The 22,427-nt window shown below is 47.1% G+C and carries 22 protein-coding genes, 2 pseudogenes and 1 riboswitch; of the genes and pseudogenes, 7 read left to right on the top strand and 17 right to left on the bottom strand.

The window, feature by feature from the left end:
* Nucleotides 1-85: 85 nt before the first annotated feature.
* The 3 genes and pseudogenes from AC1BI1_RS14090 to AC1BI1_RS14080 form a co-directional block, all read left to right on the top strand.
* Nucleotides 86-433: pseudogene (locus tag AC1BI1_RS14090) on the top strand (restriction endonuclease); the annotation flags it as partial.
* A gap of 144 nt (nt 434-577) precedes the next feature.
* Nucleotides 578-1,057 carry a hypothetical protein gene (locus AC1BI1_RS14085; RefSeq protein ID WP_476717941.1) on the top strand — a complete coding sequence of 160 codons (480 nt, stop codon included), beginning with the start codon at nt 578-580 and terminating at the stop codon, nt 1,055-1,057.
* Nucleotides 1,038-1,808, top strand: a complete 771-nt coding sequence (locus AC1BI1_RS14080) for a DUF1828 domain-containing protein (protein ID WP_476717940.1) — start codon at nt 1,038-1,040, stop codon at nt 1,806-1,808. The genes AC1BI1_RS14085 and AC1BI1_RS14080 overlap by 20 nt, the downstream gene beginning before the upstream one ends.
* A gap of 105 nt (nt 1,809-1,913) precedes the next feature.
* Here the strand turns inward: AC1BI1_RS14080 and AC1BI1_RS14075 are convergent.
* Nucleotides 1,914-2,687, bottom strand: a pseudogene (locus AC1BI1_RS14075) (protein prkA); the annotation flags it as partial.
* A gap of 207 nt (nt 2,688-2,894) precedes the next feature.
* On the opposite strand from AC1BI1_RS14075, the gene AC1BI1_RS14070 reads away from it, so the two are divergent.
* Together AC1BI1_RS14070 and AC1BI1_RS14065 are read left to right on the top strand one after the other, a co-directional pair.
* Complete coding sequence (locus tag AC1BI1_RS14070; protein WP_476717939.1) at nt 2,895-3,278, top strand: hypothetical protein; 384 nt, start codon at nt 2,895-2,897, stop codon at nt 3,276-3,278.
* Nucleotides 3,279-3,311: 33 nt separating this feature from the next.
* Complete coding sequence (locus AC1BI1_RS14065; protein WP_476717938.1) at nt 3,312-4,049, top strand: glucose-6-phosphate isomerase family protein; 738 nt, start codon at nt 3,312-3,314, stop codon at nt 4,047-4,049.
* Between the two features lie 69 nt (nt 4,050-4,118).
* Here AC1BI1_RS14065 and queG read toward each other — a convergent pair whose 3' ends face one another.
* The 7 genes from queG to pstS form a co-directional block, all read right to left on the bottom strand.
* The gene (gene queG / locus AC1BI1_RS14060; RefSeq protein ID WP_476717937.1) at nt 4,119-5,207 is read right to left on the bottom strand and encodes a tRNA epoxyqueuosine(34) reductase QueG; all 1,089 of its coding nucleotides are present in this window, start codon (nt 5,205-5,207) and stop codon (nt 4,119-4,121) included.
* 26 nt (nt 5,208-5,233) lie between these two features.
* The gene (locus AC1BI1_RS14055) at nt 5,234-5,404 is read right to left on the bottom strand and encodes a hypothetical protein (RefSeq protein WP_476717936.1); all 171 of its coding nucleotides are present in this window, start codon (nt 5,402-5,404) and stop codon (nt 5,234-5,236) included.
* Between the two features lie 76 nt (nt 5,405-5,480).
* The gene (locus AC1BI1_RS14050) at nt 5,481-6,059 is read right to left on the bottom strand and encodes an HD-GYP domain-containing protein (protein ID WP_476717935.1); all 579 of its coding nucleotides are present in this window, start codon (nt 6,057-6,059) and stop codon (nt 5,481-5,483) included.
* Between the two features lie 67 nt (nt 6,060-6,126).
* The gene (gene pstB, locus AC1BI1_RS14045) at nt 6,127-6,885 is read right to left on the bottom strand and encodes a phosphate ABC transporter ATP-binding protein PstB (protein WP_476717934.1); all 759 of its coding nucleotides are present in this window, start codon (nt 6,883-6,885) and stop codon (nt 6,127-6,129) included.
* 3 nt (nt 6,886-6,888) lie between these two features.
* Nucleotides 6,889-7,734, bottom strand: a complete 846-nt coding sequence (pstA, locus tag AC1BI1_RS14040; RefSeq protein WP_476717933.1) for a phosphate ABC transporter permease PstA — start codon at nt 7,732-7,734, stop codon at nt 6,889-6,891.
* Nucleotides 7,734-8,666: a phosphate ABC transporter permease subunit PstC gene (gene pstC, locus AC1BI1_RS14035; protein ID WP_476717932.1), complete on the bottom strand. Its 933-nt coding sequence runs from the start codon at nt 8,664-8,666 to the stop codon at nt 7,734-7,736. The genes pstA and pstC overlap by 1 nt, the downstream gene beginning before the upstream one ends.
* A gap of 129 nt (nt 8,667-8,795) precedes the next feature.
* Nucleotides 8,796-9,908: a phosphate ABC transporter substrate-binding protein PstS gene (gene pstS, locus AC1BI1_RS14030; RefSeq protein WP_476717931.1), complete on the bottom strand. Its 1,113-nt coding sequence runs from the start codon at nt 9,906-9,908 to the stop codon at nt 8,796-8,798.
* A 177-nt stretch (nt 9,909-10,085) separates the two neighbouring features.
* Between pstS and AC1BI1_RS14025 the strand changes: the two genes are divergently transcribed.
* Nucleotides 10,086-11,285, top strand: coding sequence for an amidohydrolase family protein (locus AC1BI1_RS14025; protein ID WP_476717930.1), 1,200 nt, complete (start codon nt 10,086-10,088; stop codon nt 11,283-11,285).
* 7 nt (nt 11,286-11,292) lie between these two features.
* Here the strand turns inward: AC1BI1_RS14025 and AC1BI1_RS14020 are convergent, their stop codons facing one another.
* From AC1BI1_RS14020 to eam, 3 genes are all read right to left on the bottom strand, one after another.
* A complete protein-coding gene (locus AC1BI1_RS14020) occupies nt 11,293-12,096 on the bottom strand; it encodes a prolipoprotein diacylglyceryl transferase (RefSeq protein ID WP_476717929.1) in 804 nt (267 codons plus the stop codon).
* Between the two features lie 226 nt (nt 12,097-12,322).
* Nucleotides 12,323-12,763, bottom strand: coding sequence for an OsmC family protein (locus tag AC1BI1_RS14015; RefSeq protein ID WP_476717928.1), 441 nt, complete (start codon nt 12,761-12,763; stop codon nt 12,323-12,325).
* A gap of 67 nt (nt 12,764-12,830) precedes the next feature.
* Nucleotides 12,831-14,102: a glutamate 2,3-aminomutase gene (eam, locus tag AC1BI1_RS14010; protein WP_476717927.1), complete on the bottom strand. Its 1,272-nt coding sequence runs from the start codon at nt 14,100-14,102 to the stop codon at nt 12,831-12,833.
* Nucleotides 14,103-14,202: 100 nt separating this feature from the next.
* A riboswitch (cyclic di-AMP (ydaO/yuaA leader) is annotated at nt 14,203-14,344 on the bottom strand.
* 147 nt (nt 14,345-14,491) lie between these two features.
* On the opposite strand from eam, the gene AC1BI1_RS14005 reads away from it, so the two are divergent.
* Nucleotides 14,492-15,055: an O-acetyl-ADP-ribose deacetylase gene (locus AC1BI1_RS14005; RefSeq protein ID WP_476717926.1), complete on the top strand. Its 564-nt coding sequence runs from the start codon at nt 14,492-14,494 to the stop codon at nt 15,053-15,055.
* Here the strand turns inward: AC1BI1_RS14005 and AC1BI1_RS14000 are convergent.
* The 6 genes from AC1BI1_RS14000 to AC1BI1_RS13975 form a co-directional block, all read right to left on the bottom strand.
* Entirely contained in the window at nt 15,052-15,651 is a 600-nt protein-coding gene (locus tag AC1BI1_RS14000; RefSeq protein WP_476717925.1) for a DedA family protein, read from the bottom strand. The genes AC1BI1_RS14005 and AC1BI1_RS14000 overlap by 4 nt on opposite strands.
* Before the next feature lie 8 nt (nt 15,652-15,659).
* On the bottom strand, nt 15,660-16,370 hold the full coding sequence (locus AC1BI1_RS13995; RefSeq protein WP_476717924.1) for a phosphatidylserine decarboxylase: 711 nt from the start codon (nt 16,368-16,370) through the stop codon (nt 15,660-15,662).
* Nucleotides 16,364-17,350, bottom strand: a complete 987-nt coding sequence (locus AC1BI1_RS13990; RefSeq protein ID WP_476717923.1) for a hypothetical protein — start codon at nt 17,348-17,350, stop codon at nt 16,364-16,366. Before AC1BI1_RS13990 ends, AC1BI1_RS13995 begins: the two co-directional genes overlap by 7 nt.
* Before the next feature lie 4 nt (nt 17,351-17,354).
* The gene (locus AC1BI1_RS13985) at nt 17,355-19,403 is read right to left on the bottom strand and encodes a PIG-L family deacetylase (RefSeq protein WP_476717922.1); all 2,049 of its coding nucleotides are present in this window, start codon (nt 19,401-19,403) and stop codon (nt 17,355-17,357) included.
* 240 nt (nt 19,404-19,643) lie between these two features.
* Nucleotides 19,644-20,618 carry a hydroxyacid dehydrogenase gene (locus tag AC1BI1_RS13980; RefSeq protein ID WP_476717921.1) on the bottom strand — a complete coding sequence of 325 codons (975 nt, stop codon included), beginning with the start codon at nt 20,616-20,618 and terminating at the stop codon, nt 19,644-19,646.
* A gap of 230 nt (nt 20,619-20,848) precedes the next feature.
* Nucleotides 20,849-22,315: a tripartite tricarboxylate transporter permease gene (locus tag AC1BI1_RS13975; protein WP_476717920.1), complete on the bottom strand. Its 1,467-nt coding sequence runs from the start codon at nt 22,313-22,315 to the stop codon at nt 20,849-20,851.
* Between the last annotated feature and the right edge of the window lie 112 nt (nt 22,316-22,427).

Genomic DNA, 22,427 nt, shown 5'->3' with positions numbered 1-22,427 from the left:
TCCTCAGTTCGTTTTCTGAGGAAGATTATCCCTTAAACTCGAGCACTGTGCCAAGGTGGGTTGTATTTGACGCTTACCCGGCCGAGATTTTGAGATTAGGCTTCGGCGGTTATTTCAGAACCTAGGCTACAAAGTCGAACTGAAACGGGGTTATAAAGACCACGGGGCAGACCTTATCCTTACTAATCCCCAGGGAGTTAAAATAGCAGTCCAGGCCAAAAAACTAGCTGCTAGGGAAGGCAAAATTGGAGCAAGGGTTATAGGGGAAGTATTGAGGGGCAAGCAATATTATGGCTGTCACTATGCCATGATTGTGACCAATCAGCGCTTTACCGAACAAGCAAGAGAGGAAGCCAAGAGGTTAGGGGTAATCCTTTGGGACCGGGATAGCCTATCTCAGCACCTAGAAAAAGAAAAACTCAGACTTAAATAAGATGGAGGGTGAATTTTTGTAAAAGAGGTGAAGGCAAGTTATTCCGTAGGCAGCTTTTAATAAGGGAGAAGAATAAATAGGTTGTCATAAAATTAAGGGGCTAAAGTAGAGTGTGTTGGAGGAGATGGGGGTTTAACAGACAGCATGAAGATAAATAAACAAGTAGCCGACATTATAGCATCAATTCCAAAATCCATTTTAGAACCTATTGAATGGAAAACTGATCCAAATCGTGGTGGTGTTTACGAATTTCGCGTCTCAATTGAATGTGACTATCCAGGTCGTATTTTTATGAAAGGGAGCTATAACAGAAAACTGGATCGCTTTTCTTTCGTAATAATATATAATGGATTTAGGATTAAAGCTCTCGACGTGGGAAAAACTCATACACTTCGTTGCCCTATTCATGGAGTTAAAAAGGTCGGGAATAAACATAAGCATTCCTGGCAAGACTGTTGCAAGGATAAATGGGCGTACGAACCGGACGATATAACAACAGGGGCACCGATACATCAGGTATTTGAAGAATTTCTTAGAGAATGTAATATCTCATATAACGGCAAGTTGCCGCCCTTGCCGCCAGAACAACTGGAGTTGTGGAGATATGAAGTGCTGGGAAATTAAGGATAAACTATATAATTCTCTCTCTTCGCTTTTTACTTGTGAAGATAAGGGGGACTTTTTGTCCATTAAAACACCATTTAGTTATCCTGATGGGGATGATATTGATTTGTTTATATTGCCCTCAAATAGTCACATTGTGATTACCGATATGGGAGAAACCTTACGTTATCTTGGCACTTATGATTTCGAAATAAGAACTTCAAGAAGTAGAACTGAGATATTTGAAGATGTTCTCAAGTCTTTTGGTGTTAGTTATTTAAAAGGCCATCTATTTATTAACCTAAGATCGCCCGATGAAATCGGTGAAGCTATGTTACGAATGGCGCAAGCTATTACTAGGGTCTGTGATTTGTTGTATACTATCCGGCCTAAAAGTACCGCAGCTTTTAAAGAAGAGGTGAGAGAGCTACTTGAAAGCGAGAATCTTGAGTATGAAGAAGACTATCCGGTTCGCGGCGGTTCTACCTTGATTTATGATATTGATTTTGGAGTAAAAGTACGTAATACTATAAAACTTGTTAAACTAGTTTCCACGACTTCTCCCGAAGGTACACGCTCAACAGTAGATAGAATATCACGTTTATGGTTAGATATTGCACAAGTTACTGTTGATAAGGGATTGCGTATTTCCCTTATTAATGATATTAGCTTAATTTGGCGACCGGAAGAAATAAGTGTGTTAAGTTTTATTTCAACAGTTCATACATGGAGCAAAAAAGAACTTTTTATTGAACACCTTAAGGTGGCGTAAAACATCGAGCCACCTTACTGTACCTTAATTCTTTTTCCCTTATCATTCCGCTTAAACGCCTGGAACATCCAGGCGGTTTCTATTATCAGACTATCGTTGTATGGGTCTAAGAATAAGCTGGAATTCCATCAATCCCCTGTTGGCTTTATTTAGCTCGCCGTCAAAGCGGTAAGCCCGGGGATCAGATTCCGAGCCGTACTCAGCAATAGTGGAAAAATCGATACTTCCCGTTAAGTCCGCAATATCCTGGGATTTGGGATCGGAAGGACTGAAAGTGCCGATACCTATTCTTTTTTCCTCGGAAAACAAGATGCGCTGTACAAGTACCTCTTCTATTCGTCCACCATATTTTTCCTCTACCATCAACCGACAGTAAGGGCACAAGTTCCCTTCAATATAAATACCGTATTCATCCATAAAGTCTTGTCGAAGCTCTTGGGGAATAAGATGTAAAGGTTCCTCATGCATAGGACAACCTTTAATAGCATAAACTGCTCCTTCATCTTGGCGAGTATAACGTTCTAACCCCCGCTTAAGCAAATTAACCAAGGTGGACTTTCCCCCGCTAACGGGACCCATAAGCAGGAGAATGCGCTTGCGTACGTCCAGCCGCCGGGCAGCAGCATGAAAATATTCTTCTACTAGCTTTTCCAAAGTACGGTCAAGGCCGAAAATCTCATCAGCAAAGAAACGATAGCGTTTAACACCTTCTACTTCTTCCACTCCAGCCGCTACGATCATATCATAAATACGAGCATGGGCTAGCCTGGCTATTTTAGGATTGGCAATTACCAATTGAAGGTAGTCTTTAAAGGTCCCTTCCCAGGCCAATTTTTTTTCTTCCCGTCGGTATTCCTCTAACCTCTCCAAAATTTTCATAAAGCTCTTCCCCCTTAAAGTAAAGGGTTATTATATAATATGAATAGGATGCTTGAAAAAGAAGGTGCCCCAACGGGGCTTGCACCAAAGGAGGCCTAGCCCATATAATAAGGCGAAGATATAAATAATTGCTTAAAAGAAAGAAGGAAAGGGCTAGAGAAAACCGAATTAAATCTAGTTTTATGAGCAAAAAATAAACGGCGGGGGATGGATGTGGGTTACAAATATGAGTTTACTTGGCTTATTCGCTTACCAGTGGATGAGCTACCCCAACAACCCGGTGAGCAAAAGGGGGAGGGGGAAAATTTACTCCTCTGGAGGCGCAGTAGCGGCAACATTATCCTGGGCTATTTTCGCCAGGGGCATAAATTGACCCACCCCGTAGGTTTAGAAGCATTGATTGTTACCAAGAGCGAAGAAGTGCTGGGCTACGGGCGCGTTATTAAGTCGGAAATTTATCAGCTGCCAGACGGTTCTATTACCACCGTGGTGGAATTTTCCGTAACTCGACTGTTTGATGAAGAAGAAAAGCGCATCATTACTAAGGTTTTCCGGGAAATGTATGGTAGGGAAAAACATTCTACGGTATAATGGAGCCGATATTATTTAGAGGAGGTTCCCTCCATGTTATTGGGTAAAGACTTTTTTATTAAAGCGGATGGATTATTACAATTTGAACCTGGAATTGTCTTTCCCGAACCAGATATTCGTCGCATGGCAGATGCTTTACCCGTGCTTTATGCTAGCAATGTAACGCCTAGCGACCGTCCCCTTTATTATATGTACCGAGGCGTATGTTTCGCCAAGGACGAGGAAATTTTTGCTAAAAATGATATCCGTTACGACATTACAGTAATCTTACCAGGAACCATCGAAGGAGAATATATTAAAACCATAGGACATTTTCATCCTTTAAAACCCCATTCCTCAGAAACTTATCCTGAGTATTATGAAGTTCTGGAGGGAGAAGCCCTTTACCTACTGCAAAAGAATAGCCGGAGCGGCGATGTAGAAGAAATTGTCGCGGTGGAGGCCAAAAAGGGGGATAAAGTCTATATCCCTCCTGCTTACGGCCATGTAACTATTAACCCAGGTAATACCCCCTTGGTTATGGCCAATTTGGTGGAAAGCCATTTTTCTTCCCTATACGGTCCTTTCCGGGAAAAGCGCGGCGCTGCCTATTATTATTTGCAAGGCCAAGGAGAAAAAGGCGAGTTTGTGAGAAACCCCAACTACCAGAACTCTGTTGCTCTGAAACTTGTGGCCGCACCTAATCTACCCCAACCCACACCTGCCGTCAAGAACAAATCCCTCTACGAAGCTTTTATTGCCGACCCCGAAGCCTTTAGGTTCTTAAAGTAAGGCATTTGAAAAAACATAAGGCCCTTGGCTGGGTTCTTAGAAGTCAAGGGCCTTGTTGTCTATTGTTGTTTAAATATTATCCAAGGCTTCCTTAATTTCTTCCCTAACACCGGGATCTGTTTCTCTCCCATAAGCTAGCGTTAATGCCTTTCGTACCTTAGGAATCCCTAATCTCCCCAAAGCCCAGGCTGCGTGACCACGTACCGTTGGCGAAGGAGAGGTAAGAGCCCCCTCTAAAGCGCATAAAGCTGCTTCTTCTGTACAGCGAGCATTGCCCAGAGCAATGGCTGCATTGCGTTGTAAAATAGATTTACCCCGCCAGGCCAGGGCCGTAGAACCGAAAAGCTCGTTAAATCTTTGATGGTCCATAGTTAAAATCTGGACCAAATCAGGATATACAAAGGGAGCCCCCGCTAAATTCAAACCTTCATTTTCCGGGCAGACATCCTGGCAAACATCGCAACCGAAGAGTCTTTGCCCCAGGTAAGGCCGCAGTTCTCGAGGAAGGAAACCACGCTTCTGGGTAAGGTAAGACAGGCAACGTTCGGGCTGTAACGTATAAGGCGAAATAAGAGCCCCTGTAGGACAGGCTATCAGACAACGTCCGCACCCCTGGCAACGCTTTTCCTCTTTCGGCAAAGTTGGCTCCACATCTAAATCCGTAACAATCAATCCCAAAGCAACCCGGGACCCTAACCCAGGCACAATTAAAGAACAGTTATAGCCGTAATAACCCAGGCCGGACCAAAAAGCTGCTTCTCGCTCGAGCAAAGGCCCATTATCTACCTGTATAATGGCCCAAGTTGCCCCTCGGTCTTTTAACCACTCGGCCAAGGGTTCTAAGAGACGAGTCAAAACCCGGTGATAATCTTCCCCCCGGCCGCTCATGGCAATGGTCCCCTGCTTAAGTCCCGGTGGTTCATCAGCAGGAAAATACCAGGAATAAGCAACCGTCACCACTGTCCTGGCCTGGGGAAACATTTTTAGGGGCTGACACCGCACTTCCAGGCTGCCGGTAGCAAAGGGAGTCTTCCACCCTTCTTCCTCCCGGCGCAAAAGTTTCTCCAGCCCGCGCTCAAAAACAATCCCCGCCGGAACGGCCCCCAACCTTAAACCCGGCTCAGCTGCCTTACGCTGGAGATCTTTTATTGAAAACATAACAAACTAAACCCTTGCAACTCGGCTCAATATCCTTCATCTGAAGCTTCTAGCATCTGGCATCTGCCGGCGCTACAGTTAAAGCCGCAGATAGGACAAATAGCTTTGTTTCCCGGTTCCGCAACAAAAGTATTTCCACAACGACTACAACGGTAACTTTGGGGGGCGTTATTAGCCCCTGCCATCGGCCCAGCCATTTTACCTTTCCCTCCTTAATTCTCACTCTAACTTATTATGGCTCGGGCCTGTTCGAGTTATAATAAAAACCACCAACTAAGAGGCCTGGTAGCTATTTCTTTTTAGAATTTCAGGCATTATTTCAAAGAACAGCTCCACCAATCGGGGATCAAATTGAGCTCCCGCTCCGTGCTCCAGTTCTCGAATGCCATCGCGCAAGTTTTTGGAATACTGGTAAGCCCGCGACGAAGTCATAGCATCAAAGGCATCTGCCAGGGCAATAATGCGAGCTCCCAAAGGAATCTCTTCCCCTGTAAGACCGTGATAGCCTTTACCATCCCATCGCTCATGGTGATGACAAACCAGAGGACACAGCACCTTTAGCTTGGCCTTGGCAGCCAGTATCTCCACCCCGTATTCCGGGTGTTTCCGCATGATCTCCCATTCATCAGCTGTTAATCTAGCGGCTTTATGCAAAATAGAAGGTTTTACCCGCATTTTTCCAATATCATGTAGCAACCCCGCGAGGGCAATAAGTGCTACTTCCTTGTTTTGTAATCCCAGGCCTAGCCCTAAAGCCCAGCAAAGGTTACTAACATTGCGGCAATGCTGGTAAGTAGACATGCTATGAAGGCGCAGCTTCTCAAGCAGAATATTAATTTCTGAAAACGACACCAGCCCTCTCCCTTCTACCCGCCAAGATCATTCTACCTAAAGTTTCGACAAATCTCAAGAGAATGTCTTACCCGAAGCGGCCAGTAATATAATCTTCTGTCCGCCTATCCCGGGGCCTGGTAAAGAGTTCTGGAGTGGGGCCATATTCCACTAGCTCACCGTTGAGAAGAAAAGCCGTATAATCTGCGACCCGGGCCGCCTGCTGCATATTATGGGTAACAATGACAATAGTATAATTCTTTTTTAACTCACTTATGAGATCCTCAATTTTCAAAGTCGCCGCCGGGTCGAGGGCCGAACAAGGTTCGTCCATAAGGAGCACTTCTGGTTCCACCGCTAAAGCCCGGGCAATGCAAAGCCGTTGCTGCTGTCCTCCCGAAAGGCTAGCTCCCGACATATGGAGGCGATCCGCCACTTCCTCCCACAGAGCTGCCATGCGCAAGCTTCTCTCTACCACTTCTTCTAATCTGGTGCCGGGCTTTAAACCATGGATGCGCAAACCAGCTGCTACATTATCAAAAATGGACATAGTGGGAAAGGGATTAGGTTTTTGAAATACCATACCGATCTTATGGCGTACTTCCGTGGGATCAACTCCGGGAGCATAAAGATCTTGATTATCTAATAAAACCCGTCCCGTGACCTTCGCCCCAGGAACAAGTTCGTGCAAGCGGTTAAGGCAGCGGATGAAAGTAGATTTGCCGCAGCCCGAGGGCCCAATTATAGCCGTAACCCGGTTGGCCTCTATAGCCAGGGTTACGTTATTTACCACCTGATTACGGCCATACCAGGCACATAAATTCTCCACCATTATTTTAATAGCCAAAACCTATCTCCCTCCGTTAACCTTCCTGGCTGCCAGCCTGGCCGCTATACTGGTCGCCAATACCATAGCTACTAACACCAGAGCTGCCCCCCAGGCCAGACGATGCAAATCTTCATAAGGTGTTGTTGAATAAGTAAAAATATATACTGGCAAAGAAGCGATGCGCTCATCTAGCCCTGTAGGCCAGTACCTGCTGTTAAGGGCGGTAAAGAGCAGAGGCGCAGTTTCTCCTGCCACCCGGGCCGTGGCCAGCATAGCACCGGTAATAATACCGCCCATCGCGCTGCGCAATACTACACTCTTAATAGTCCGCCCCTGGGTAGCCCCCAGGGCCAGTGAAGCTTCTCGCAAGCTTTGTGGTACTAACCTTAGCATTTCCTCTGTAGTGCGAGCCACTAAAGGTAGCATAATAATGGCCAGGGCTATGCCACCGGCTAGGGCAGAAAAACGCTTCATGGCCAAAACTACAGTACCATACACTACAATGCCCACAATGATTGAAGGTACCCCTGCGAGTACATCACACATGAAGCGCACCAGCCAGGCCAGACGGCCCTTACCGAATTCAGCCAAGTAAATACCAGTTAAAATTCCTACCGGAACGGCCATGGCCCCCGCCAGAAGCACAAGAATGATGGTGCCTAAAATAGCATTGGCCAGCCCGCCACCAGACTCCCCCACAGCCTTGGGTAGCTGGGTAAAGAAATCCAGATTGAGGGCTGGTAAACCTCTAATTGTAACGTAAAGGAGTATACTGGCTAAGGGTATAAGGGCTATAACCGTGGCTATAACGGTTAAAGTTAGCATAAAGCGGTTCCATAATTTTCTTCTTATTTTGCGGTTCCACATTATTCCCGGCTCACTCCCTGGTTTACTCGCCACACCAGCAACCGCGCTATAATGTTAACCAGCAAGGTTATTATAAATAATAAGAGCGCCGCCGCCATCAGAGCTGAAAGGTGCAGCTCGTCAAAGCCTTCGCTAAATTCATTGGCTATAACGCTGGCAATAGTCTGACCCAACTGAAATAATGAAGGGGAAACCTGGGGCCGGTTGCCTATGACCATGGTAACTGCCATAGTTTCTCCCAGGGCCCGACCTAGACCCAAAATAATGGCACCAATAATACCCGAACGGCCATAGGGTAGGACAGCCATCCTGATGGTCTCCCACCGCGTAGCGCCCAGGGCCAGCATTCCCTCCCTCTGGGATTGGGGCACAGCCATAAGCACCTCACGGGACACTGCAGTAATAATGGGCAAAATCATAATGGCTAAGATCAACCCTGCTGCCAGCATACCTACACCCAAGGGTGGACCCTGAAAAAAGGGTAAAAAGCCTAAAGTCTTCCCCAGTAAGGGTTGTACAGTTGTACGGAGCCAGGGCACTAATACAAAAAGCCCCCATAGCCCGTATATGACGCTAGGAATTGCAGCCAGCAATTCCACCAAAAAAGAGAGCGGTTCACGGAGCCATGGGGAGGCTAGTTCCGCCAGATAAATGGCTATGCCTAAACTCAAAGGTACGGCTAAGAGTAAAGCCACCAAAGATGATACCAGGGTCCCATAAATTAAGGGCCAAGCGCCAAACTTTTCATGTACTGGATCCCATCGCGTTCCAGTTAAAAATTCCCAGCCAAAACGCATAAAAGACAGTTCAGAACCCTTAACTAGTTGATAACCCATAACTAATATTATAAAAATAACACTTAGCGCAGCTAGGCGAGTAAAACTAATAAAAATTACGTCTTTGATTCGACCAATTTCTGTTTTCCCCCACATATCCTAACCTCCAGCAGGTCACCTTTCCTTCTCGATCGACGATATTATAGCATAAAGAACGCATAGGGGGATCCCCGAGAACCTTCTCGGAGTTTCCCCCTGCAAACTTTTTTCTCCTATCGGTTAGATTTATTTGATAAAGGTTTCGCCTTTATAATTAAGTTGCTTAATCTTAGCTTCTGCCATTTTAACTACATTTTCGGGCAAGGGAGCATAAAGAAGTTCTTTGGCCAATTTCTGCCCATCATGGATGGCCCACCAGAGGAAGTTGCCTAAAGCCTCGCCTTTAGCCTTATCCTTCTGGTCCTTGTAGACCAAGAGATAAGTGTAACCGGCGATGGGATAAGCGTTATCACCAGGCGGATTGGTAAGGGAAACGCGCATATCTTCCGGCATAGTAGTTGCAGCGCCTGCTGCTGCCGCCGTAGTTGTGTCCAGGGTGGGCTCTACAAACTTGCCGGCCTTATTCTTAATAAAAGCATAAGGTAAATTGTTTTGTAGAGCATAGGCCAATTCTACATAGCCAATAGCACCAGGCGTCTGTTTTATGGTGCCTGCTACACCCTCATTACCTTTACCTCCGATACCCACGGGCCATTCCACGGAAGTACCCATGCCCACCTTTTCCTTCCAGGTGGGGCTTACTTTGCTCAGGTAATCAGTAAAGATATTGGTAGTACCGCTACCATCAGAGCGGTGAACCACAGCTATATCTTTATCCGGGAGTTTAATATCCGGATTAAGGGAAGTAATCCTATTATCGTTCCATGTCTTGATATTACCTAAAAAAATATCGGCAATAACTTCAGGGGTCAATTTCAAACCCTTCCCTATACCTTCCAGATTATAAGTAATAACCACAGCACCTGCCACCGTGGGAATATGGAAAATCTGCCCAGGTGCTTTAGCCAGCTGCTCATCCTTCATGGGGGCATCGCTACCTGCGAAATCCACTGTTTCCTTTAAGATATTGTTGATACCACCACTGCTACCGATAGACTGATAATCAATATTAACATTGGGATTAACCTTCTTATATTCCTGTATCCATTTACTATAGAGGGGATAGGGGAAAGAAGCTCCGGCACCATTAAGATTTACAGGACCAGGCTTCCCGCTCTGGTCGGCAGATTGGCTCTCTTTCTGGGACCCACAGCCAGCCATGGCCAGAACCATAACCACCACCAGGAACCCTACCAGCGCTAACCGTGGCCAGGTTTTGCCTAGAATATTAAGATTCATGCCTTTTTTCCTCCTTGGCCCTTTTTACGGCAGGCTTGACCCACCAAGAAGATTATATAATCCTTCTGTTAATTCTCAATTAGATCTGGGTTAATGTTATGTTAAAGTTCTTAGAATAGATTGCTTGCTTTCACGGATAAAAAGGTGTAGGATAGTTGCTGTTTGGAGGTGAAGCGTGTGAAACTATTACGTTTAAATCAAGAAAGTAACATGGACCTCCTGCCCGACTATCTCTGGGATGGTAAAAGTCCGGAACTTAAGCCTAAAATGGTCGTATCTATACGCCAGGGCCGGATAAAGCAGGTGGTACCCCAATCTGAATACCTGCACTCCGGAGCCCAACAATTCCATTTGCCCAATTTAACTCTTTTGCCTGCTCTTATTGACGTACACGTACATTTAGCCCTGGATGGCCATGACTTTGAAGCCTCCTTAAGCCGCTGGCAGGATAACCAAGCTATGGCTGAGCTCATTAAAAAAGAATTAGAAACCACCCTGGAATATGGCATTACAGTCATTAGAGATGGTTCGGACAAAGCCGGCTGGAACCTCCAAGCCAAAAACTGGGTTAAAAAGGGATATTGCTTAGGGCCCCGGATTGTAGCTACCGGTAAAGCTATCCATAAAAAAGGATATTATGGATCTTTTTTGGGGCCACCTATTACGACTCCGGCAGACTGGCCGAGGATCCTGGATGATCTTATAGCTGCCGGCAGCGACCAGATAAAGGTAATTGTTTCCGGCCTGGTTACTTTCCGCAAATGGGGAGAGGTGGGACCTTTACAGTTTACCCTAGAAGAGCTTCAGGCTCTAGTGAAGGAAGCCCATAGAAGAGGTCTTAAAGTTATGGCTCATGCTAACTCAGATGCTGGCGTAAGACAAGCTGTGGAAGCGGGAGCAGATACTATTGAACATGGGTACTTTGTATCTGAGGAAACCCTGAAAAGGATGGCAGACCGGGAGACCTTCTGGGCGCCCACTGTAGCTGCGGTAGCTAACCGCCTGCAGAGTCCTAAAAACGACGAGTACAGCCGAGAAGAACGGGATATAATCAAAGGCACTTATGAATTGCAAATCAAAAAAATAGCCCGGGCCCATGAATTAGGGGTCAGGCTGATTATAGGTACCGATGCGGGTGCGCCAGGGGTTTATCATGGTCTGAGCTACATGGATGAGCTTTCCTTTTTCAGCCAGGCTGGCTTACCGGCCTACTCTATCCTACAGGCGGCAACCAATACAGCGGCTATGGCCTTAGGCTTAGAGACAGAACTGGGAAGCGTTGAACCGGATAAAATGCCCTATCTTATAGCCGTGGCCGGCAATCCTTTGGAGGACATTTATGCCTTGCGCCGTCTAGAGATGGTAGTCTATATTTGAAATGTGGTTAAACCTTTGGCCTCGGAAGCAAACTCAAGCGGTAGGAATTGCCCCTCGAGCGGCCGTTAATACGGGCCTTGCGCATAAAATAATAGGCCAAGAGCATGACAAAAGGTGTAGACAGTTGGGCTAGGGTGAAGAAGCCCAGGCCCCACCGGGGCACTACGTATCCTAGTATTTCCAAAGTATTGTCTCGGATTGTCTCCTCCACCAGTCCGCGCAGGAGCTGGTGGTAGAAAATAAAGGACCAGAACTGGTATCCCGGAGGCGGTTCTTTCCGTTGGAGATAGAAATACCGAATTAAAAGGATAAGCCCGATTAGGCTACCGACGGGTTGGGCCGGCCAGCGCCCAAACCAAAAGTCCGTAGGCCGGCCCAGCACTTCCTGGTTAAAAATATTGGCAATCCTTATCAGGGCATAGCCTAAGGCCAGACCGGGAACAGCTAGATCGGCCAGCAGGTTAAAATCCATCTTGTAGCGCCGAACATACCACCACCCGGCCAGTACCCCTCCTAACAGGCCACCATGCCAGGCCAGCCCGCCTTCATAAACTTTCAGCACCTGTATCGGATCCTGGATAAACCACTCTGGATAATTGGCTAGGACAAATAATAGCCTGGCCCCCACCACGCCGGCTACCACCACAATCATGGCCAGGTTAAGCAGGAAATCTTCGCTTAAGCCCCGCCGCAAACCTTCCCGGTATAAGTACCAGGACCCGAAAAGAAAAGAAAGGGCCATAAAAATACCGTACCACCGCACAGCTAAAGGCCCAATATGAAAGGCAACTGGGTTAAGGTCAAGGAGCAAATTATATTCCTCCCTCTAAAATCCGTTTACCACCGAATACTATATTAATATAATCGTCTCCAAGTCATACTAACATACGGAAATTTAACGGTCAATTGCAGGATTTAGTTCCAGGATATCTCCCGTAACCAAAAGAAAGGAGCCTGGGTGTTCAGGATGCGCTATATACCAGGCCCAGAAGATAGGACAAAATGCCATAACTGAAAGGTAAACAATCCACCAGAGCTTAAGGAGCGGGTTGCACATCACTGCGCTGGCCGTTGATTTCATAACAGTAAAATATGGGTGCTGCTCTTTTAACGGTATTGACCATACCGCAATACTTGCTAAGGGAAAGCTCAATGGCATGTTTGACCTGCTCTTCCGGAAGATTATCTCCTGTGAAGCGGTAAATAAGGGTAGCTGCGGTGAAAACCCGAGGATGTTCAGCGGCGCGTTCTGCTTCCACCTCTATAGAAAAGGATTTCAAAGTTAAACGCTTCTTGGCCAAAATGGATAACACATCCAGGGCCGTGCACCCCGCCATACCCATCAGAAATACTTCTGAAGGCCGCGCTCCTTCGTTCTGACCTCCGTGGTCCGGTGCCGCGTCCATGATTACCTCCCGCCCGGATTCTCCTGTTCCCACCAGCTTCATGCCGCCTTGCCACAATACATTAATGCGCATTTCTTTTTCCCCCTGTTTTGGATATTTTCGCTCCCATTATACTCCGGGCGAAGAAGAAAGGCAAGAATTAAGACAAAGAGTGGCTGCCCAAATCCGGGTAGAGCAAAATGCGTTTTTCCCAGGTACGCAATAACACCTGCCCCTCCCCTTTGGCCACCACATATTGGGGTAATACCGGCGTTTTGCCGTAACCGTTAGGAGCATTTATGATATAAGTGGGAACAGCCAACCCGGAAGTATAGCCTCTAAGCTGCTCCATAATTTCTATACCTTCTTTTATAGAAGTTATAAAATGGGTAGTACCAGCCACAGGCTTAGCGTGGAATAGATAGTAAGGCCGCACTCGGATTTTGAGAAGTTCCTGATTTAACTTGCGCATGATAAAAGGATGATTATTAACTCCCCGCAACAATACAGACTGATTGCCTAGGACAACTCCCGCCTCTACCAGCCTGTCGCAGGCCAATTTAGCTTCTTCGGTAATCTCTCTGGGGTGGTTAAATTGGGTATTTAAGTAAAGTGGCGGATGTTTGTACAGTATCTGGCACAATTCGGGAGTAATCCGCTGGGGCAAAGTTACCGGTACCCGGGTCCCCAATCTTTTAATTTCCACATGGGGAATAAGGTCTAACTCCGTAAGCAACCAATCCAACATCTGGTCGCTCAGCATTAAGGCGTCTCCACCGGTTATGAGCACGTCCCGAATTTCAGGATTAGCCCGAATATAATCCAAAGCCTGCTCTAGTTCTTTCCTGCTGCGGGTCGTATCTACCTCTCCAATGTTGCGCCTGCGCTGGCAATGCCGGCAATACATAGCGCACTGATTGGTCACATTAATAATCAAGCGATCAGGATATCGCCGGGTAATACAGGGAGCCGGTGAAGTAAGCTCTTCAGCCATAGGATCCGGAATACCCATTTTGTCTTCCAATTCCATCCTGCTGGGCAAAGCCTGGCGCCGTATGGGACAAGTAGGATCGTCCCCCATGAGGCTTAAGTAATAAGGGGAAACCGCCCAGCGGTAAACCTTTTGCACAGCCTGAATGGCTTCCATTTCCTCTGGAGTTAAAGGTACAAGTTCTTTTAAAACCTCTACAGTGGTGATGCGGTGCCGTACCTGCCAGCGCCAGTCTTGCCATTCCTTTTCCGTAGCACCGAAATAAGCCATAATCCGCCTCTGGCGGGCACTAATTTCCGCTTGTACCTCTCGCCCGCAAGGAATCTCGTCTCTAGCTTCTAAATACTCACTGATACGCGCTTTCAATTCTGCTGCCCTTTTCAAAGCAATTTGCCTCTTTTCCCTTTCATTCATCGACCTCCTAGTAAAATTAATGCTCATAATATCCCCCCTTATCAATCAGGTGGAGCTAAACAAAAACCCCGGGTAAACCGGGGTTTTGGGCATGCTAACACTCCTTCAAAGAAGGTGTGTACCTTCTCCTAGCGCTTTCCACGCTTACGAGGTTAGCTGCCGGGTTCGGGTCGAAAGCTAACCCTACCTGCTTAAGAAAACGCAGGATTCACCCCAAAAAATTGGTTGGTTCCCCCGTTCCCTGTTCAGGGATTCAGCGTTCCTAATATTCAATTATAAGTGTTTTGATATATATTATAATAAAATTCTCGGCGAAAAGCAATGCCAACATCTTCTTGTGCATACATGTTTTTACAGAGGATATTCAAAAACATTAAAGAATGGTTAAAATTAAATAAAGGAGGTGCTTCACGCCTATGGAAACAATTATTGGGGGAACTAAATTAGTTTTGCTGCAAGGAGATATAACTGTCCAGGATACCGAAGCCATCGTAAATGCCGCCAACGAAGGTCTCTGGGGAGGCGGTGGAGTAGATGGCGCCATACACCGCGCAGGTGGTTCAATCATAGCTGAGGAATGCCGACGTATCCGGGAAGAAAAGGGCGGCTGCCCTACTGGCCAGGCAGTAATAACTTCTGGAGGAAACTTAAAGGCCCGCTATGTCATCCATGCTGTAGGCCCTGTCTGGTCCGGCGGCCATAAAGGGGAAGATGAGCTCCTGGCCAGCGCCTACCGTAATAGCCTGGCCCTGGCCGAGAACCACGGCATTAAAACAATAGCTTTTCCTTCTATCAGTACCGGCGCTTACCGTTTTCCTTTAGAAAGGGCCGCTAAAATTGCTCTACGCACAGTTATCGATTATCTAAAGCAGAAACCCGGCCGTTTTCTCGAGGTTCGCTTCGTCCTCTTCTCCCAGCCCATTTGGGCAATGTACGAAGAAACATTAAAAAACTTGCTTTCAGAGGAGGTTTCTACTTAGGCGCCACTCCGCTGGCGCCATCTTTTTAAGTAACAATACATACCCCCTATGGTGGCAATCACTAGTACGCTACCCAGCAACAGATCCAGCCACCACGTGCTATGCCGGCGGTAAACCTGCCACCAGCCTAAAAAAAGGTGAACCCCCTTCCAGCTAGCATATTGCCAGGCAAGGGTCCAGGTAAAGGCGCCTATAATAGAATAAAAGGTATAAGGCAATACTGCCATTCCCAAAGGCGCAGCATAAATAATAGCAGGTGTACGAATCAGGCCGAACCAGCGCGATACTACCACTACCGCCGGACCGTAGCGCCGGAACCAAAAAGTAGCCCGTTCCATAGCTTGAGGCCCTAGGCTTAAACGTGCGATTTTTTCCAGGAAAGCCCTGGCCGGCCTGGCTCCTAGCCAGTAACCGATGAGGTTGCCCAACAGATTCCCCGCGGTACCTACCAGTACAGCCCCCCAAAAGCTCATTTCGCCCCGCTCAATAAGATAGCCAGCGGCAACAAAAACAGGCTCAAAGGGTATTAAGGGGACTCCCACCCCTTCGATCAGCAGCAGGCTAAAAAGCAGCCAGTAAACATGCCCCGGTGCCATAAAAGCCCTCACCTGTCCTCGGGGCGATACCGCGCAATTACCGTTTGGGCACCGTATACCTGCTGACCCACCCTCACGGTAAACTCGATTTCCTCGCTAAAAATAATTAGATCCACCTGAGAGCCTCTTTCAATAAAGGAAATCTTTTGTCCTGCTCGCAGTCTTTCCCCCGCCGCCGTAAAACATTTAATCTTATTAACAAATTTATCAGCAATCTCTACTAAAGCAAGTTTCAGCTCGCCTGCATCCAGGAACAGGGTCAAACGTTCATTTATCAGCCTGTAACGGTGGCTGAAAAGGTCGACAGCCCGCCTGAAGTAGGTTAAGCGGATATATTCCCACAGATCGACCATGGGCAGATTGAACTTAGCTGGGATATGCACTATTTTGGCTACCCGGGAATCTACTGGAGCATAATTAAAATGGACATCCAGAGGCGACATATAAATGCCTATTATCCAACCGCGGTCACCCCAAAGGGGAGCTTTGGTAATTTCCGTTACCGGTATGGCCTGGCCTAGCTTTTCAACTATTACTTCACCGTTTCTAAAGGGCTTGATATAAACAACCTTGCCGTCCGCAGGAGCCACGATCAGGCCTTCCCCTTCAGGAGGAATCCTTAAGGGATCGCGGTAAAACCACACTTTTCTCAGATAAAATAACGTTCCCGTCCATAATATAAATACCGTGGCTAACGCTATTAACACAGCTTTCACCATTCCGCCCACACCTTTTGCAAGTTATACGGGAGCTTGGGCAGGTAGTAGCCACACACACCTGCCAGGATTTTTATCCAGTTTACACCTATAGGTGGTACTTCCCGCGGTTCTAATTCACCGCCCCGATAAGCATTATCCAGAGCACTATATACCGCCAGCGTCCCCTTTTTCTGCCATAACTGCCAGACTTTAAGAGCTGGGGGTTCCCGGAACAAATCCTCCGGAACGGGTAATAATTTATTTAGTTCTCTATAAACCGGTTGCAGCTCTTGAATATAACCTTCTCGGGCTACCAATTCCCGCAGGCGATTATATTGTTCTATGGTGCCTGGATAGGTTCTATCCGCCAGCACTACTGCCTCAACGCATTCCAATAGCAATCCAATACGCTCCAGATCCCAAACGGGATCAAAAACTCTAATTTCCAAAGTACCCAAACGCTTGGAGTAAATCAAGTCTTGAAAACGGTACTCACGATCAGTTCTTAAAGGCCCGATGGCGAAGGCCCTGGCCCAGCGATAAGAGGGACCAAAAAACCGTCCCCCGGCACCGGGGGAATTGGCTACTAGAAGAGCTAACAGGGGCAAAAAATAAACAAGATTACGGTAAGCGCGTTCTAAATCAGTAAAGCCGCTCAAATGCAGGTGCATACCGGAAACATTGGTCGGCGCTTCCTGATCTAAAAGGTGGCCCAAAGGTACTAACAGACCGGAACAAATAGAGGCCAGGTCCCGGCGACGCCGGGCCAAATCTTTTAATAGATCCTCTTTATTATCATGAACAGCCGTAGAAATTTCCACCCCGCTCATTAATCCCCAGCGTAAATCTCTTCCTCTGTTAAAGTTGCAGGCCGTATGGGTATAATAATCCCGCGGTGACCTCCAAAGTAGGCGGGCCAGATAATAAAGAGATTGGAGGGTCGGCCTATCCGGTTCGGTTATAAATACTTCTTCCTCGAGACCCCAAAATATACGAGGCAATGGATTAATTTTCCCCCTTCACCCGTACCAACTGCCAGGGAATGCGGTCCAAAGGCACCCTGCTCACCCAACTGTCTGCTTCCACCATGAGGTAATTAGCTTTGGAAATGAGGTTATGCAGACTATTCTTCAATTCCACTTTAATGGTCCTATCCTCATAAGTTACTTTCGCCTCACCGTTATAGTTATCCGGTTTTTCCAGCCATTTGACAACCTGTCCCTTACTAGGAGAAAAGGCAAAGGTATAACGGGCAAGTGGTTGGACCTCACCCTGGCTCCAAACATATATCCCTACCCGATAAGTTACTTTGGGGTCTACCGGGCCCCATAAGTCCAGTTGAAGGTCCAGACCTTCCTGATTTAAAGCCAGGTAAAGGGCGCGAAAATCTCCCCCTTTTTCCAGCCTTTGGGTAAAAGAATCCCCCTGGGGATCTCTCGTTATAAGGACTGGCAATTGCCCTAAGGTTTTGATCACTACCTGGCTAAAAATCTCATTGGGGCGAATAAAATTAGCAAAAAAGCTGGGCATAACCCCCTTTTGACTCTTATATTCGTTTAGAGCCTGTTTTTTCTGTTCCAAGATTTTGGTACTCATAGGAAGCTTATACCAGGGCGTCCCCCGGGCTAGGAAGTAATTAGGGGGTAATAAAGGATCGGCTTTGTGAAGAGACGGCGCTAGCTGCCATAAACCTGAGTGGACAAGATAAGTGTAGATTTGCGGTACTTGGGGTATTGCCAACCGGGGGTAGACAGCCATTGCGGCCAAAGTAAAGGCGCCGGTAGCCCAGTGGTCTGGATGGCTATCGCCGGTATCGCTTACGTAGATGAGAGTAGGACGGAAAGAGCGTATAACCTCGATAAGATCGGCTATTATATTCGGTGCCACATAAGCAGCTCCCGGTGATAAAGCATCCGCATACGGTACGGAACTTTTATTGGTAGTAGGGGAAATATAGGGTTCCCCTGGAGACCAGTAATCCCACCACATTTTACCTAAACCACCGTCAGGATAGCCTAAAAAGGATATGGCTTCGCGCTCTACCCCCAGGACGGCCAGGGCTCTCCTCGCTTCCTCCTGCCGGTGTTCACCATAAGCCAAAAAATCTTTCGGTTCGGGTGGTATCTCGCCCATCCATGCCTCCACCCCACGGCGAAAGCCGTCACCGCTGGTAACAAACACCACATGTACGCTGTTGCCTTTGGCTCTAGCCTGAGCAATCAGCCCGCCGGCCGCCAGCACCTCATCATCTGGGTGTGGTGAGACCACTAGTATCCTCTCTTGCCCGTTGGTAAAGGTTAAATCGGCTAATTGCTTCGCTGAGGCCCGGGCCACTCTACTGTGGGATAGATCAAATCCTAACAGAACAAGGCCTCCCAATAACAGCAAAACCCATACTATTGGCCGAAAGAAGTTGCGCCTTTTTCGACTTGAGCGCCAAAAAAAGCCCGCTATATCTTTGTACATACCTAGGCGCGCTACCATTCCCCGGGTAAAACCTCTCTTTTCTTCCTTCATTATATGGGTCATATTAAATAAAGGCACCTTTTTCACCCTCCAGCCCTTTTCACGGGCGACACTAGACAACATAACTTCCACTTCAAAGCGGCTGGCTTCTATTCCGACTGACAGAAAAAGCTCTTTAAGTATGGCTCGCTGGCCCGATAAATGAGGAGCGATCACCTGCGCCCAGTCTGTCAGGGAGCGACCCCGGTGGAAAACACCAATGGTCATCTCCGCTTCTCCCTGCAATACGGGCTCTAACAAATTCTCTACGTGATACGGAGTCAAACCCTCCAAATCTGCATCTAAAAAAATTAATATATCACCCTTGGCCTGCTGAGCACCAGTGGCCATGGCTGCGCCCTTGCCGCAGTTTTTCTCCAACTCAATGACTATAGCGCCCTGTTCCCTAGCTACTTCGGCCGTGCCGTCTTCTGAACCATCACTGACCACAATAATCTCATCAACCAGAGGTACTTGGCGTAAAACTGCAATAACGGAACCTATAGTGGCCGCTTCGTTGTAAGCTGGTATAACGGCTGTAACCTTCATAGGTGAACTCCTTTGTATCTTTCGCCTTGCTTCAAACCTAAGGTCTAATTATTCGCTCTTACACTAAGAATTTCCTTCCGCAACACATTATAACCAAATTACTCCTTTTCCCAAAGCTGTTGGCAAATAGGTATCCCCTTATAGAAATACAAAAGCCGCCCGAGAGGTGAACACCTTGACTACAACACACGATTGTGCAAGGCCATCTTCCCAGGCGGCTCTTCATTTTAAATGCCTTTGTCAATGAGCTCTTCCTTCCAACACTTCCGGATTAATAATGTTTCCTACCCGACCAGTACTGAAATAATCAATTACGGCCCGGGCTGCAGCCAAGGCCATACGCTTCATCGCCTCTTGACTCGCTGCACCATAGTGAGGAGACAAGACTACATTCCTCAACCTGGTTAGTTTATGTTCTTTTGGAAGAGGCTCTTCAGCAAACACATCTATTCCTGCTCCCGCGATGATACCTTTTTCAAGAGCGTTGACAAGAGCGTCTTCGTCTACAATCCCACCACGGGCGGTATTAATCAGTATAGCGGTCCTTTTCATCTTGTTGAGGCAATTCCAATCCAGTAAGCCCCGGGTTTCTGAAGTCAATGGGCAATGAATGGAAATTATATCAGCACTGTACAGAATCTCAGAGAGTTCACCTACGGGGGTACCCCAATCCACGCACCCCTTTTCACTCATATAGGGGTCGTAAAAAAGGACTTTCATATCAAATCCGTACTTGCAAATTTTCGCTACGGTGCTGCCAATTCTTCCGCACCCTATTAACCCCAAAACTTTCCCATTGAGCTCCGAAGCTCTACTCTGATTGCGGAAATTAAAATTTCCCTGTCGCGTTTCATGATCAGCCAGCACTATTTTTCTGGCCACTGCTAACATTAAAGCAACTGCATGCTCAGCCACCGACCAAGTGGCTGTGTCAGGAGTAGATACTACAGGAATCCCCAACCTCGTTGCAGCTGAGATATCGATATTATCAACGCCAACACCATGTTTAACAATTAATCTGAGGTTTTTGCTGTTAACCAGCACTTCCGCCGTCAAGGGAAAGGTGCGTACAATTACGGCATCCGCTTCCTTGAGCAAATTGACGGCATTATCCTTTTTGAACCCTTCGGGTATAAGCACCTCATGATATCTTGTTAACATATCTAGTCCGCACTGATCTATTTCATCCGCCACGAGAACTTTCGCCTTCTCCATTTCTATCCCCCACACATATTGGCGAACACTCCTATGTTGCATACATATTACATACATTCTTAAATTAAACCCGGCCATGGGGCCAAGCACTATGCCCATTATCATAGGAGGTAGCGGGATATTTATGGCCACCACTATTCACCATGTTGCGCTGGTGGTGGCGAAAAGTACCAGGTAATCCCGAAGCCCGCTCAAGTAAACGCCTTAGACATCTTCCACCCCACATCGCCCTACTGCAATGCACTCCCGGAATGCTCTTTTTGCTTTCTAGCAAAAAGTTGGCGCCAGTTAATACGCGGTACGGCGATCATCAGCACGATAAGAATCCAGAAGAACAGGACATAGGGCCGGGTAAAGAAGATAGTCCAGTCATTCTGGAAAGTTTTCATTGCTGTCCTGAAATTGTATTCAGCCATAGGCCCCAAGACTATACCCATAATCATCGGGGGTATCGGCATTTTAATGGCGTCCATTACATAGCCGACTAAACCGAAAATAAGCATCACTGCCACATCAAAAAGGCTGTTATTCACAGAGTAAGTTCCGGTAACGCATAGCAAGGCAATTATAGGTATTAATTTATTCAGGGGTAAGCTAATGATCCGGGCAAAGAAACGTGCACCAAGAATACCAATTATAAACATAAAGGCATTAGCTATCAAAAGGGCGACATAAATGGCATAAACCAAGTCCGGTGTATTTTTAAATAACAGTGGTCCCGGTTGTAAGCCGTGAATCATGAAGGCACCAATCAGGACAGCGGTCACTGTGTCCCCGGGCACTCCCAGGGTCAACAAAGGCACGAGATTTCCTCCAATAACCGCATTATTAGCTGCTTCAGAGGCGCAAATGCCTTCCGGAGCACCTTGGCCAAAACGTTCGGGGTGTGGGTCCCGTTTCCGCTCATATTCATAGGCTAGAATAGAAGCCATGGCTCCTCCCGTTGCCCCAGGCAAAATTCCTACCCACATACCAATAAAACTCGCCCGCAAAACTGTAGGCAATGTCTTTAGCATATCCTTAATGCTAAGTATCAGTCCGCCAATTTTGTGCACGACTTTAACATCAAACTGGCCCCTGCTTTTTAACTGGCGCATGATTTCAGCCATCCCGAAAAGCCCAATCATAATAGGAATGAATTCTACACCATTCAATAAATTGGTGATACCAAAGGTCAAGCGCGGGATGCCTGTAACTGTATCCAGGCCAATAACCCCAATTAACAGACCTAGCAATCCCGACACTACACCTTTTATCAGGTCATCCCCAGTTAAATCAGAGACGGATGCCAATCCCCAAATAGCTACGGCAAACATTTCCGCTGGGCCAAAACGGAGCGCGATCTTAGATATCAGTTGGGCCAGTCCAATTAAGACAATAATACCTAGGAAACCGCCTATAGCAGAAGAATAAGCCACATACCCAATGGCTTTACCTGCTTCTCCCCTTTTGGCCATAGGGTAGCCATCGCGTACAGTCATTATTCCCGATGGATTCCCGGGTATCCGCAACAAGCAGGCAGGAATACCTACACCCAGCATGGTCCCAGTATAGATGCCCAGTAACATGGATATGCCCTGTAAAGGTTCAAGCCCGAAGGTAAAAGGGACAAGTATCGCAACGGCCATGGTAGCTGAGAGGCCCGGAATACAACCAACCGCTATACCTGCCGCCACGCCAATTAAGTTCCAGATCAAAACGTCTGGTTTTAAGGCGTTTATTAATGCCTGCGCTATTAGAAGCGTTGTGAAAAACTCATTTTAATTAGCAGGTATTAGCATATCGACATCGAAAATAGTAATGACATCT

This window comes from Thermanaeromonas sp. DSM 22490 (assembly GCF_056378755.1).
This window is presented reverse-complemented; position numbering and strand designations above follow the sequence as displayed.